Raw genomic sequence first — 14,241 nt, 5'->3', positions numbered from 1 at the left:
GCCGAGCGTCGATCTGCCCACCGACATCGGCAACCGATGCCCGATCGCTCCCCGGGCATAGTCCTGTCACGCCGGCCCTGGGGCAGGCTTCTGCGGATCCTGGTCCTGCTGGCCGCCGGCCTGGCCGCATGGTACGCCTTCAGTGTCGCCCGTCTGCTGTTGGGCTACCAGGCCAAGATTCTGTGCTCGGCTGTGTTCGTGTCGCATCGGGCCGCGGCGGATGTGATCGCCACCGATCTTTCGCTGGACCACCATCGCTGGCTGGCCGGATTTCCCGTGGGCGTGGATCCGGCGCGTGGTCGCGCACACGCGGGGTGGCGATGGCCGCTCCTGCGTGTCGCGGTTCATCGCCCGGGATCCGGCTGCACCCTCGTCGATGCCGCAGCCGATCCCCTGCCGCGGGCGTCGGCCGATGCGAAACCGGGTTCGTTGCCCCCATCCGCCCCGGACGACGGCGGCTTGTCCGAAGAATCGCACAGCACCGTGTCAACGCCGTTGACGTCGCTGCTGACCGCCGCCTTCGATGAGCCGTCCGATGGGCGGCCGCAACGGACCCGGGCCATCGTCATCGTGCATCGTGGTCGGATCGTGGCCGAGCGGTACGCGGCCGGTTTCGGCCCGGACACACCTCTGGCCGGATGGTCGATGGCCAAGACGGCCTTGAACGCCCTGCTCGGCGTTCTGGTGCGGCAGCGCGTCTTGTCCGTTGATGACAGGGCGCCAGTCCCCGAGTGGGTCGAGCCCGGCGATCCGCGGCGCCGGATCACGATCGGTCAGTTGCTTCGGATGACCAGCGGCCTCCGCTTCCGCGAAACGTACACAAGCCCGCTTGAAGACGTCATGCAGATGCTGTTTGGGCGCGCCGACGGCGCGGCCTTTGCCGCATCGCAACCACTGGAGGCTACGCCGGGCAGCCGCTGGCAGTATGCCAGCGGAACCACCAACATCCTGTCGCGCATCGTGAGAGCCAGGCTCGGGGACGCGGCTTACCGGGACGCGCCCCGACGTCTGCTGTTCGATGCCGTCGGTATGCGGACGGCGACGCTGGAGCCCGATGCGGCCGGAAACTTCGTAGCCTCCTCGTTCATGTATGCCAGCGCCCGGGACTGGGCCCGGCTCGGACTGCTGTTCCTCAACGACGGCGTGTGGCAGGGCCGGCGCCTGTTGCCCGAAGGTTGGGTCGCTTACAGCCAGACGCCGACGCCACAATCGCCCGATGGCGAGTTCGGGGCGCACCTTTGGTTGCGCGTTCCGCGGTACTATCAGGACCCGGAGGGTCCAGCCGCGCTGCCGGACGCTGCCTTCCACGCGATTGGCCACGAAGGGCAATTCGTATCGGTTGTCCCGTCGCATGAACTGGTCGTCGTGCGGCTCGGCTTGACGCGCCACGCTCATGGCTGGCGCCACGATCGTTTCCTCGCTCGCGTGATTGCCGCAGTCGAGAAGCGGGAACGACAGTGACGACCCGTGGCGGAGCACGTCGGCCGTGTTCCCGGGCGGACCTTTCCGCCGGCTGCGGGAAGGGTGGATTTCGTCGCGGCTGAGAGCAGCCGGTGTTGTACGCTCCGGAAACGGGGGCCCGCATGGAGTCGAGAGGATGAGAACGAAGCCGCCCGTGAACGTCGTGCCGGTCATCGTGCTGGCGCTCCTGTCCTGCGGCGCCGACGCCGCGCCTTCGCTGTGCTCGAAATCAGAGCAGGTCGTGTTTTCGTGTCCCCTGACACGGAAGCTTGTCTCGCTCTGCGCGAGTCGGGGCACGGGGCAAGCGCCGGTGTCCCTGACTTATCGGATCGGGCGCCCCGGTCGATCACCGGAGTTGGTTTATCCCGAGCGCCCCACCGCACCGTCGGTCCACTTCGAGGGCAGTTCCCTGATGTATTCCGGGGGTGGTGGAGCATTTATCCGCTTCGAACGCGGAGGATATACCTATACCCTTTTTACGGCGATCGGGCGGGGCTGGGGCCAGAAGGAAGGTGTTGTCGTGGACGCTCCAGCGTCGCGCCGGACCTATCTGCCGTGCCGCCAGCCGGCCGAGTCGCTGCTCGGCGACGACTGGTTTCGTCGAGCGGGCATTCCCTCCGCGTCATCCGACTTCGAGCTTCCTTGATCCGGGATGCGGACGCGCCGGATCAGTGTTCGTCTTCTCTCTCAGATGGCTACGTGCGGACGGTGCCCGGCAGTCACGGGACCGTGCCGCTTCGTCTCCCTCGAACGCTCCTTACTATAGTTCTGCGTGAGGGCCCAAGCCCTCGCCCAAGACCTTGGGTCTCGCGAGCGGGATCACCCGGTAATCGTTGCGGCCCAGTTCCGCCGGCCAGCGGCCGGCGACCGACTACCCAGGTGCTCGCGCCATGTTCAGCCATCCTTCCATCAATGCTGCGCATCCACCCTTGTCCCACTACGCCGGTGTGTGTTCACGGGCGGGCTTTCGCTATGCACTGTTGGCCGTGACCGGAGGTCTATGCGGCCTGGCGCTGAACTTCATGGTGCCCGGCTTCGACGAGCCGATGACCGTGGCGCCGGGGCCCGCGCAGACACTGGCTCACTGGCTGGCACTGTCGGTCTTGCCGTTCTGGGGATTGAGCCTCGGTTTCCTCGGCTGGGCCAACGACAGCAAGCGGCAACGGCTGGAGGGCTATCAGCTCCGAATCAAGCAGTTGGAAGGGCGCGTCGATGCGCTGCGCCGACAACGCGATCTGGATCGCGATGTCTATCGCGAACTCGATACCGTGATCGGCGAAGGCAAGCGGGAATGGGAACGAACCTTCGATACGATCGCCGAGCTCATCGTCGTCATCGACGGGTCAGGCCGGATATTGCGTGCCAACCAGTCCTTTGTGCGGCAACTCGGCGCCACGTTCCAGGAGGTGATAGGTCAGGATTTCTCGCAGTTGCTCGGCCGCGGGGCGGATCGACCGTTCTCGGACCTGTCTCCCGGCGAGGTCGATATACCGTCGCTGAATGGCATTTTCGAGGTGTCCATCGAAGTCATACCCAGCAGTCAAGGTGAGGCGCGGACCGTGTACCTGTTCCGCGACGTCACCGAACGCAAACGGGCGGAGAACGAGCTGGAATACCAGACACACTTCTGCGAAGCGCTGGAACGATACAGCCCGGCAGCCATTGCCGTGACCGATCCGCTGGGCCGGATCAATTCGCTCAACCCGGCCTTCGAGGGGATTTTCGGCTACGTTCCGGGCGAGACGCTCGGGCAGGCGCTCGACGCCGTGATTCGTCCGCCGGCGGGCGGAGCGGAAGATGCCGCAAGGCTTGCGCAATCGATACGCGACCAGAAGACCGTCCGCAGTGTGACCCAGCGCAAGCGCAAGGACGGGTCCGTCGTGGATGTCGAGATCTCTTCGACGCCAGTCTATGTCGCTGACCAGTGGGCCGGTTCGCTGACCATCTTTCACGATGTCAGCGATCACATCCGCGCGGCTCAGCAGGCAGAGGAGGCGAATCGCGCCAAGAGCGAGTTCCTCGCCAACATGAGCCACGAGATCCGTACGCCGATGAACGGGATCATCGGCATGCTGGAGCTGGCACTCGACACGGCGTTGTCGGTCGAGCAGCGGGACTATCTGTCGACCTCCCTCCAGAGCGCTGAAGCCCTGCTGACCCTGCTGAACGATATCCTCGACTTCTCGAAGATCGAGGCGAAGTGCCTGCGTCTGGAGCACATTCCCTTCGAGCCCCGAGCCATCGTCGAAGACGTTGCCTACACGCTGGCGAACCATGCCCAGGCGAAAGGACTCGAAATGATCTGCCATGTGCAGCCGGAACTCGGGGCCAGCCTGCTCGGTGATCCTGCGCGCCTGCGGCAGGTCCTGATCAACCTGCTCGGCAATGCGATCAAATTCACCAAAGCCGGCGAGGTCATGGTGTCCGCGCAACTCGTTGAGCAAACGCCGTCCTCACAGACGCTGGGCTTCTCGGTGGTCGATACCGGTATCGGGATTCCGCGCGACCGCCAGTCCGACGTGTTCGAGCGCTTCACACAGGCCAATGGTTCGACGACGCGTCTCTACGGGGGCACAGGCCTGGGTCTGGCCATCAGCAAGCAGTTGGTCGAGGCGATGGGCGGCCGGATCGAACTCGACAGCGAGCCGGGCCGCGGCAGCCGGTTCTCCTTTACGCTGACCTTTGCCAAGGACACGGCGCAACGCCCGCTTCCCGAACCCTTGGCTTCGGGTGCCAGCTCGCTGCAGGGCCTGCGTGTCCTGGGGGTGGACGACAATGCAACCAACCGCGTGATCCTGGCCCGAATGCTCGAAGGCTTCGGTTGCCGCGTCGAAACGGTCGACAGTGGCGGCCGGGCTCTGGGAATCCTGCGGCAGGCCAGTCGCACGGGGCAGCCCTTCGATCTGGTGCTGCTCGACATGCAGATGCCGGAGATGGATGGTGAACAGACACTCGTCAAGATCAGTGATGATCCTGAACTGGCTGCGACTCGGGTCATCGTCCTGACATCGATGGGGCAGCGCGGTGACGCGGACCGGCTGCGGGCGAGAGGCTGCGAGGCCTACCTGCTCAAGCCGGTCAAGCTCCAGACCTTGCGGAGCACGCTGGAGGCGACGCTCGGACGGTCCGCTGTCAGAGAAACGCGACGGTCTCCAGCCGCGAATCTTCATGCGCCGGGCAGGCGAGGTGTGAATCTGCTGTTAGTCGAAGACAATCCGGTCAACCAGAAGCTGGCCCTGATTCTGCTGGGCAAGGCCGGGTACGCCGTCGATCTGGCCGAAAACGGCCTGCGCGCCATCGAGCAGATCGGCAAGCGCCGCTACGATGCCGTTCTGATGGATGTACAGATGCCCGAGATGGACGGGTTCGAAGCCACGCGCCGGATTCGCGAACAGGAAGCGCCGGGGTCGCATCTCCCGATCATCGCCATGACGGCAAACGCCATGAAAGGCGACGAGGAACTGTGCCGGGCGGCCGGGATGGACGATTATGTCTCGAAGCCCTTCGCGTTGCCGAACCTTGTCCAGGTGCTGGATCGATGGGTTGCGAGTTCGCCAGTGTCCCAGCGGTCCCAACCGAGTCTTGCCTGAATGCCGGGTGATGGCGTCTGGGCTTCATTGCTCCGAATGCGGCCTGGAATCCGGGACACACTGCCACCGTGACGGAACCTCTCCCGAGCCGGACGTCAGGGGCTTCGCCTGCGACGACACCGGCGCGGGCTGCGAGCCGGCGGTGAAGCTCGGGCACGCGTATAACTGAATGTCCTGCCGGCTTTCCGGGTAACGACCGCACGCCAGCGCCTTCCAGAACGGGCTGTTGTAGATGCGGCAGCGTGAGTCGCCCGCCGGACTCCAGTCGAGATAAATGCACCGACGGTGCAAGCAGCAATTGCCGCAGTGGGTGCACTGACCAACCACAGTATCCGCTGTCGATGCCGTGTTGGCATCGTAAAGCAGGTAGCGGGAGAACGCGCGTGACCTGACCTGTCCTTGCAAGTGGCCGGCCGCCTTCGCCGTGGTTGCGCCATAGCGACGCAGATAAGAGCCATCACGGGCGATGACACTCGCAGCGATCGGAGCCAGAGGCAGCATCAGGCCCATCATCGATGCGAGCAGCCAGTCGAGTATCGCCGCCGTGCGGGTTGTTCCGGCGTCCAGGTCTGGCTGCGGGGCGAGGCCTTCAGCAGCCGCGGCGCTTCGATGGCTCACCGCCTGTGTGCCTTGGGCGGGAAGATTTGCAGCCCTCTCAGTCGCCATTACCTGTCTTCCCGGAATGTTGTCGAGAGTGGCGCAAGGCGTTACGCAGGTGCTGCAGGGCCGAGTCGAAGTCCATGTTTTCCATCGCCGCGTTGAATGCGGTTGCCGCGTCGGCGAGGATCGGATTCAACGCGGCCGTCGTGTGCGACCAGATCACGACCGCCTCGAAGTTCCCGGCTGCGAGCAGCCCTTCCAGACGATGGGCGATTTCCTGCGCTGCAGCCGAGTCGACCGGGGCCGCAGCGGCCTGCCGTGCGGCGTCTCCGTTCGCCGTCAACTGCGCCGGCTCCCGATCGGCCCGTGACGGATCGCCCATCCTCAGCGAGACGCTGACCCAGAATCGACTGCCTGCGCCGGGTGTGCTGTCGACGCCGATCTGGCCTCCCATCAGTCGCACGAGATGCTGGCAGATGGCCAAGCCCAGGCCGGCGCCTTCGTAACGTCGCGTGCTGGAATTGTCGCCCTGTTCGAAGAGCCCGAAGATCGCGGACTGCAGCGCGGGTTCGATGCCGATGCCCTGGTCCTCCACCTCGAAGCGGACCGCCACGGTTTCCTTTATCACCCGGACAAGACCCGCGCGCAGCGTGACGCGGCCCGTCGACGAGAACTTGATCGCATTGCCGACCAGATTGCGCAGGACATGACCCAGACGCACGCCGTCCCCGACGAGGGTCGTGGGCAAGTCCGGATCGATCTCCAGGGACAGTTCCAGCCCCTTGGCTTCGGCGCGCCCGCCCCACAACGCTGCGACCGCCTGGAACATCGTCCGCAAGACGAAATGCTCGGACTGGATGTGGACCTTGCCCGCTTCCAGGCGGGCGACATCGATGATGCTGTTCACGATGCTCATCAGCTGCAGTCCCGATTGCTCGATCTTCTCGACGCGCTCGCGCAAGCGGGGTTCTCCAAGCTGACCTTTCAGCAGTCCGGCGAAACCCAGGATACCGTTCATCGGTGTCCGCAGCTCGTGGCTGACATTCGCCAGGAACAGACTCTTGGCGCGTTGTGCCGCCTCCGCCTGGATCATGGCATCGCGAAGGCCCTGTGTGCGTTCCTCCACCCGCTCCTCCAGTTCGGCATTGAGCTGCTCCAACTCGTCGTTGAGCCGGAGGAGCAGTCGCTCCCGTTCCCGCAGTGTGAGGTGCACTCCCACCCGGGCGCGCACCACGTCCCGGTTGACCGGTTTGTGGATGAAGTCGACGCCCCCTGCGGCGAGGGCCCGGGTCTCGCTGTCGGCGTCGTTACGCGCCGTGACGAAGATGACGGGAACCGCTGCGGTACGCGCGTCCCGTTTCAGCGCCTCGCAGACCGTATACCCGTCCATGCCGGGCATCATGACGTCCAGCAGGATCAGGTCCGGTGTGTGCTGAGCCAACAGCTCCAGCGCCTCGGGGCCGGAGAAGGCGCACTGAATGTCGTAGTCGGGAGCGAGAAACTCGCCGATGACCTCGACGTTTTCGGGCAGGTCGTCGACGACCAACAACTGGGGGCGATGCGACACGGGGGCACTCGTCATGGAGGGTCTTGGCAGTTCAACCGCGGCACGTCGGGCTTCATCCGGTGCCGACGCGCCTTTGCCGGGGGCGCAGAACACGGTGCGGGAAGTCGATTCGCACGCTTCATGACGGTGCCATATGGGTGGCCATGAAGGCGGCACAGGCTTCCCGAGCGGTCTTGAATTTCAGTTGTCGCGCCGCTTCCCCGACCGGGTGGAATGGCTCGGCGAGATCCGTTCCGGCCAGCCGCGAGGCGATCGCTTCGGCGCTCGACTTGGCGGCCAGCTTGTTCGTTGCCAGGAGTTCGGTGAGTTCGGCCAATTGCAATCGCAGTTCCGCCAGCGCGCTGGCGCCAAGGCGCCGGGCCGGCCCCACGGGGGCTGCCGGACGCCTTGGGGGGGTGACCCACCTGAGCAGGCTGGCGGCCAGCCCTTGCGGCTCGATCGGCTTGGTCACCCGGTCCACCATGCCCGCATCCCGACAGGCTTGCCACTGCGCCTGCAGTGCGGCAGCCGTCAGGGCGATGACAGGCGGGCATTGGGAGCCCAGCCGCTCTTTCAATCGTCGTGTGGTCTCGTAACCGTCCATCTCCGGCATCTGCAGATCCATCAGGATTGCATCGAAGTCGCGCTGTCCGGCCTTGTCGATGGCTTCGCGCCCGCTGCGGGCGTGGTCGCTGAGCAGACCCAGACGCTTCAGCAGGCCTCGCGCCACGGTGTGGTTGGCCTCGTCGTCATCGACCACGAGGATGCGTGCACCGCGGATCGCCTGGGCCAGTTCCTGCAATTTCTGGGGCTGTCGGACCGCCGGCACGCGATCGGCAGTGGCTCGCCGCAGGGATTCGTCGGTCGCGCGTCGGAAGCGGGCGGTGAAGGTGAAGGCGCTGCCCTGTCCCGGTGCACTCTGCACGTGGATTTGTCCGCCCATCAGTTCGACCAGACGACGGGTGATCGAGAGGCCGAGTCCGGTACCCCCATACTTCCGCGTGATCGAAGTGTCGGCCTGCGAAAACGAGCTGAAAAGTCGTTCGATCTGATCCGGTGCAATGCCGATTCCAGTGTCCTGGACGGTGGTTTCCAGCGTCACGGTGGTTGCATTCTGTTCGGTCAGAGCGACTGTCACGACAATCTCGCCACGCTCGGTGAATTTGACGGCATTGCCAACCAGATTGATAAAGATCTGACCGAGGCGCAGCGAATCGCCAATCAGGGGATAGGCTAGATCCGGATCCATCACGACGCGAAAGCCCAGTCCCTTCTCCTGGATCCGGATAGCGAACAAGTCGCCGACACTCTCGATCACGTTGCCCAGGTCGAAGGGGGCCTGTTCCATCTCCAGATGCCCGGCCTCGATTTTGGCATAGTCCAGGATATCGTTCAGCAAGCGCAACAGGGCCTGCGACGACGCTTGCACCTTTTCGAGGTAGTCCTGCTGCCGTGGCATCAGGTCGGTGTCCAGTACCAGGCGCGTCAAGCCAATGATGGCGTTCATCGGCGTCCGGATCTCATGACTCATGTTCGCCAGGAAGTCGCTTTTCGCACGGTTGGCTTCCTCGGCCCGCTGCGTGGTCTCCGCCAGCCGATGCTCCATCTCCACACGCTCGGTGATGTCGATGCACGAGCCAATGAAGCCGAGGAACTCGCCTTCGTAGTCAAAGCGCGGCCGGCCATTCTGGAGCATCCAGCGGTATTCTCCGTCGTGCCGTTGCAGCCGGTATTCCATCGTGAACGGTGTGCGCGCCTCGAACGCGCGGGTATAGCGATCCAGACAGGCCGGCAGGTCGTCGGGATGAAGCCCCGCAGTCCACCCATCGCCGAATTCCTGTTCCGGCTTGCGTCCGGTGAAGTCGAGCCAGACCTGATTGACGAAGGTCCATTCCCGCCCGGCGCCGGCCATCCAGATCAGGGCCGGTGCGGAGTCGGCAATCGCGCGGAAGCGCTGTTCGCTTTCTCTTAGGGCGTGGTCGGTTCGCTTCCTCTCGCTGATGTCCTGCACGGTGCCCAGGCCGCTCAGCGGTGTGCCGTCGTTGGCGAAGTGGATTTCCGCCTGCTCGCGTACCCATTTGGTGATGCCATCCACCCGGATGCGGTGTTCGATGTCGTAGGGGGCTCCTTTCAGTGCCGCGGCCCAGGCATCCGCCACAGCTGGCCTATCGTCCGGATCCGTGCCCTCAAGGAAGCGCGTCAGACTGATCCGACTCCCCGGTTCGATGCCGAAAATTCGATAGGTTTCATCCGACCATTCGAGCCGGTCGTAGGGAATGTCCAGATACCAGCTCCCGATATGCGACACTGCTTGGGCGCGCTTGAGATTGTCCTCGCTGCGCTGCAGTTCCGCTTCGATGCGCTTGCGCTCGCTGATGTCCTGATGGGTGCCGAACATCCAGTGGGGTTTGCCGTCCGGGGTCCAGTCGATGACCTTGCCTCGGTCGAGTACCCAGATCCAGCGACCGTCCTTGTGGCGCACGCGTACTTCGCATTCGTAATAGCCGGCTTCGCCCGCGAAATGACGCGCAAGCTCCTGCTGCGAGCGCTTGATGTCTTCGGCGTGGACGAGGTTCAGCCAGGTCTGAATCGACAAGGGTTCGAGTTCATGCAGCGTGTATCCGAGGATTTCGGCCCAGCGTTCGTTAAAGATCGTCTCGCCGGTCTCCACGTTCCATTCCCAGGTACCGCTGCGGGTCGCTTCTATGATGTTGCCCAGACGCTGGATCAGGGCTTGTCGCGACTCCTCGGCCCGCTTGCCGTCATCGATGTCGAGATGCACGCCGATCATGCGCAAGGGCCTTGCCTGTGGGTCGCGTTCGACCGCGATCCCTTTAGCGCGAATCCAGCGATACCGCCCGTCCTTGCCGCGAAGGCGAAACTCGACCGAATAGTCGTCGGTGTCGCCGCCGAAATAGGCCGCCAGGGCGGCCGCGACGCGCGGCCTGTCCTCGCGATGCAGGTGGCTTTCCCACGCTTCGACACGGTCGGGGAACTCATCCTCCGCATAGCCGATCATCGCCTTCCAGATCGGTGAGAAATACACCTTCCCGCTGGCGATATCCCAGTCCCAAACGCCCAACCCGCTGCCTTCCAGCGCGAATTTCCAGCGGGCTTCGGCTTCCCGCAGCGCGAGCGCGGCGGCTCGCCGTTCGGTGATGTCCTGGAAGGTGCCGGTGAGGTACGTTCCCTCCTCATGGTCTTCAACGCGGCCGATGCAGCGGAGTTCCGCCCAGAACTCGCGTCCGGCGCGCGTGATCATGCGGGATTCCAGCGTGAACGGCTCGCCGGTTTCCAAGGTGTGTGCGAGTGCCCCACGGACCTGTGGCAAGCATTCCGGCGCGTAGTAGCGGAGGCCTTCCTCCAGGCCGGCGGGTGGCGAATCCAGCGGGTGTTCGCACAGTCGGTAGACTTCTTCGGTCCAGAGTAGCCGATCCGTGGCCGGGTTCGCCTTCCAGCCGCCCACTCTCGCGATGGCCTGCGACTCGTGCAGGAAAGCCAGGGCTTCGTTGAGTCGGGCCTGTTGTTGTTTCGCTACGGTGATGTCGGTCCAGATTGCCACCACGTAGGTGTGCCCGCCCGTGTGCACCGGCCGGTTGGTGACGCGCACGATGCGTCGGCTGCCGTCCTTGTGGCGGTGGGTGGTCTCGAAATCGAGGGCACCCCGGTCGATGATTTCCCTGAACGCCTCGTGCATCGCCGCGCTCCCGACGTCGGGGTTGATCGCGGGCAGGTCCAACGCGGCGAATTCATCCCTGGAATAACCCAGCTGGCTGCAGGCTGCGTCGTTGAACTCGGCAAAACGCAGGGTTTCCCCATCGATCAGTACGATGCCGTCCGCGGCCTGCCGCAGCAGCGCGCTGAGGCGCTCCTCGCTCTCCTGCAGTGCTTTTGCAGCCCGCCGGCTGGCGGTGACGTCGTGCAGTGTGACGAAGACGCGGAGCGGCTGCTCGGCACCGGGTTCGTACTCCGGGATTGCGTTGACCTGCAGCCATACCCATTCGCCGCTGATGGCGTTGCGAACCGCCAGCAGCGTGTCGAGCACCGGCTGTCCGCTGTGCAGCGCCAGCAAGGATGGGTGTTGGGCGGGCGGTAGCGGGTGGCCCTCGCTGTCCAGTACATTCCAGTCGGGCGACTGGCAGGTCGAGGCCAGAAACGCCCCCCGGTCCACGCCCAGCAGCTTGCAGGCGGCGGGGTTGATGTCGATCAGGCTCCCGTCCGCAGCCTGGTAGAAGACGCCCTGGGTCATGTTGGCGAAAAGGCTGCGGAATCGGGCTTCGCTCTCACGCAGTGCCGCATCCGCCCGTTTCCGATCCGTGATGTCGCGGGTGACGCAAAACGATACCGCCTGGCCGTCGACCAGCGCGCCATTGACGCTGATTTCGGCATCGTAAACCGATCCATCCTTCCGGCGATGTCGGCTTTCGAACGTCGTGCTGACCTGACTCAGGTCGGGGAAACGGGTGCGGATGTCGGCCTCCGTCCAGGCGTCATCGATGTCCCAAACGGGCCTTCCAAGCAGTTCGTCCAGGGAGTAACCCAAGAGCTCTGCCTGCCGCTGATTGGTTTCGATGACGCGGAAATCGGCGTTCAAGATCAGTATGCCGTCGCGCGAGTGATTCATCAGCCGCCGCCGTTGTTCGTCCATACGGCGCAGCGCGGCCTCCTGCTCGCGGACCGCCGTGATGTCATGGGCGATGCCGAGCACGCCGATCAGTTCGCCGTCGGGGCCGAACATCGGGGTCTTGGTGGTTTCGAACAGGCCTCGGTAACCATTGGCCCGGAACACCAGTTCCTCCTCGTTCCGACGGGGTTTCCCGGCCTGCACCGCGGCCAGGTCGTTGGCGCGAAAGAAGTTCGCCAATGAGCTCTCGACGAAGTCGAAGTCCGTCTTGCCGATGATTTCCGCCGCGCCGCTGCCGTAGAGCCGCTCGAAGGGTGGATTGCACGCGAGGTAAGCGCCGTCCGGGCCTTTCAGCCAGACCAGATCGGGAATGGTCTCGACCAGGCCGGCCAACAGGCGTCGCTCCTTCTCGAGGGCTGCAAAGGCTGCTTCGCGTTCGGTTACGTCGCGAAATGACCAGACCCTGGAGCGGGTGCCGCCAGTGTGCAGCGGAACGGTGTAGCGCTCGAAGGTCCGTCCGTCCTTGAAGTTCAGGGTGTCGAAAGTGATTTCATCGCTCGCATAGAGACGCTGCACGCCCGTCAGGAAGCCTTCAGGATCGACCAGTTGGTCGACGACGAAGTCGAGCAGGGCCGCATCGTGACCGACTTGCATCAAGGTGTCCGGAATGCGCCAGATTTCCTGGAAGCGTCGATTGGCCGACTGCACCCGGCCTTGATCGTCGATGACGAGGATGCCATCGGCCGTGGCATCCAGCGTGGCACGCAGCAGCGCCTCCCCGGCCGCCAGATTTTCTCTGGCCGTGGCGCGTTCCGTGACATTCCGGGCGAACCCCACGGTGCCGATCACCCTCCCGTCGACCAGGACCGGCGACTTGAAGGTTTCGACCCACGTCGTCCCGTCCGGTCCCTGCAGCGGTTCCTCCACGTTCTTGGGCTGGCCGGATCGCAGGACGGCCTGGTCGTCGCTCCGGTAGCGCTCGGCCAGTTCGCGCGGCCAGACCTCGCAGTCGGTCTTGCCCTGAATGTCGTCGGCCGGAAGGCCGCAGGCGCTGGCGAAGGGCTCATTGACGGCCAGGAAACGGCCTTCCTGGTCCTTGAGCCAGACCATGAAGGGAAAGTTGTCCAGCAAGGCGCGTTGGTAGCGGTCGCGCCATTCCAATTCGGTTCGTGCGGCGTGGAGATCACTCATGTCGCGCGAAATGCCCAGCAGCGCGGGTCTCCCGTTCCAGGTGCCGGAGACGACACGGGTATCCACCATCAGCTCGCTGCCGTCAGCCCGCTGCAGTGGAAACGGGCAGGACTCGAGCTTGCCGGCCAGTATGTCGGCGAGAGTGCGCTGGGCCTCGGCGCGGACCCGCGGCGGATGAACCGCCAATACGGAGTTGCCGATCAGCCGTTCGTCGTAGCCGAGGACGGTCCGGACGGCCTGATTGATGTGCAGAATCCGGCCCTCACGGTCGAGGACGAACACGAAGTCGGTTATCGCCTGGAAGAAACCTTCGAGGTTTTGCCGTTGGCCTTCAGCCTGCTCCTGAGCCAGGAGTCGATCCAGGGCATGACCGAACTGGTCGGCCAGGCTCTCGAGAAACACAATGGTATCGGCGGACTGGCGCCGCACCTGTTTGCTGGCCAGGTTCAGACAGGCCCGGATTTCGCCACCGACCGTGATCGGCAGCACGATCACCGACTGTAAGCCCTCCTCTTGCAGGCGTGGATCCTCCATCAACCCCATGTCCCGGCAATCGGGGTCGTGATCGACGCAACTGCACACACGCTGCCCGGTTTCGATCCTGAGCGCCGGCCCACTGCCGGGGGCGAGCCAGGCCGTACGGTCGACGAACTCCAGACTCAGCCCATGGTGCGCGAGCAGCCCGAAGCCGCCATCGGCTCGCCGCAAGTAGAAGCCGCCCGCATCCAGGTCCGCCAGACCCAGAACCGCTTCGAGCATAGCCGCGGCCAGGGTGTCGCGGTCCAGGCTGTCGCTGCGGATACGGTTGAAGGCGTGCTGCAGTTCGAGATGTTCCTGCTGGCGCCGGAACCGGCTGATGTCGTTGACGATACCTTCGCTGCGCAGGGCTCTGCCTGTCTGGTCCCGTTGCGTGACGCGTCCGAGGGCTTGTTGCCAGATCCATCGGCCGCCCGCGTCCAGCAGACGGTACTCCAGCGCGATCGATCCCTCGCCTGGTGCCGGCTGGGTCAGGGCCGAGCGCAAGCTGTCCTGGTCGCAGGGATGCATCCGTGCGAGCCAGGCCGCCAGTGGTACCTCCCCCGCAGGCAGTTCGCCGTCACCGAATTGCGCGCGCAGGTGCGGACTCAGGTGCAGTCGGTCCGCACCCAGGTCGTATTCCCAGAAGCCGACACCGAGCGCGTCGAGGGTATTGCTGAACATGTCATTGCGACGTGGAGACTCAACGCCCC

6 protein-coding genes are annotated in these 14,241 nt (G+C 64.6%); 3 read left to right on the top strand and 3 right to left on the bottom strand.

Annotated elements, in window-relative coordinates; genetic code table 11:
• Positions 1-36: 36 nt before the first annotated feature.
• The 3 genes from BWR02_RS19845 (at position 37) to BWR02_RS19835 (ending at position 5,051) form a co-directional block, all read left to right on the top strand.
• Positions 37-1,461, top strand: coding sequence for a serine hydrolase domain-containing protein (locus BWR02_RS19845; RefSeq protein ID WP_139559648.1), 1,425 nt, complete (start codon positions 37-39; stop codon positions 1,459-1,461).
• A gap of 136 nt (positions 1,462-1,597) precedes the next feature.
• Positions 1,598-2,107 (top strand): hypothetical protein, encoded by a 510-nt coding sequence (locus tag BWR02_RS19840; RefSeq protein WP_139559647.1) that lies wholly within the window; start codon positions 1,598-1,600, stop codon positions 2,105-2,107.
• Positions 2,108-2,351: 244 nt separating this feature from the next.
• Positions 2,352-5,051 carry a hybrid sensor histidine kinase/response regulator gene (locus tag BWR02_RS19835; RefSeq protein WP_139559646.1) on the top strand — a complete coding sequence of 900 codons (2,700 nt, stop codon included), beginning with the start codon at positions 2,352-2,354 and terminating at the stop codon, positions 5,049-5,051.
• 24 nt (positions 5,052-5,075) lie between these two features.
• On the opposite strand, the gene BWR02_RS19830 is transcribed toward BWR02_RS19835, so the two are convergent.
• The 3 genes from BWR02_RS19830 to BWR02_RS19820 all read right to left on the bottom strand — a co-directional run bounded on the left by BWR02_RS19830 (position 5,076) and on the right by BWR02_RS19820 (position 14,212).
• On the bottom strand, positions 5,076-5,669 hold the full coding sequence (locus BWR02_RS19830; protein WP_139559645.1) for a hypothetical protein: 594 nt from the start codon (positions 5,667-5,669) through the stop codon (positions 5,076-5,078).
• A 37-nt stretch (positions 5,670-5,706) separates the two neighbouring features.
• Positions 5,707-7,233 (bottom strand): ATP-binding protein, encoded by a 1,527-nt coding sequence (locus BWR02_RS21390; protein ID WP_139559644.1) that lies wholly within the window; start codon positions 7,231-7,233, stop codon positions 5,707-5,709.
• 103 nt (positions 7,234-7,336) lie between these two features.
• Positions 7,337-14,212 carry a PAS domain S-box protein gene (locus tag BWR02_RS19820; protein WP_139559643.1) on the bottom strand — a complete coding sequence of 2,292 codons (6,876 nt, stop codon included), beginning with the start codon at positions 14,210-14,212 and terminating at the stop codon, positions 7,337-7,339.
• Positions 14,213-14,241 lie beyond the last annotated feature (29 nt).

This window comes from Methylotetracoccus oryzae (genome assembly GCF_006175985.1).
GTDB classification, from domain to species: domain Bacteria; phylum Pseudomonadota; class Gammaproteobacteria; order Methylococcales; family Methylococcaceae; genus Methylotetracoccus; species Methylotetracoccus oryzae.
Note: the sequence above shows the minus strand (reverse complement) of the source record. Positions and strands in the feature narration are given on the sequence as shown.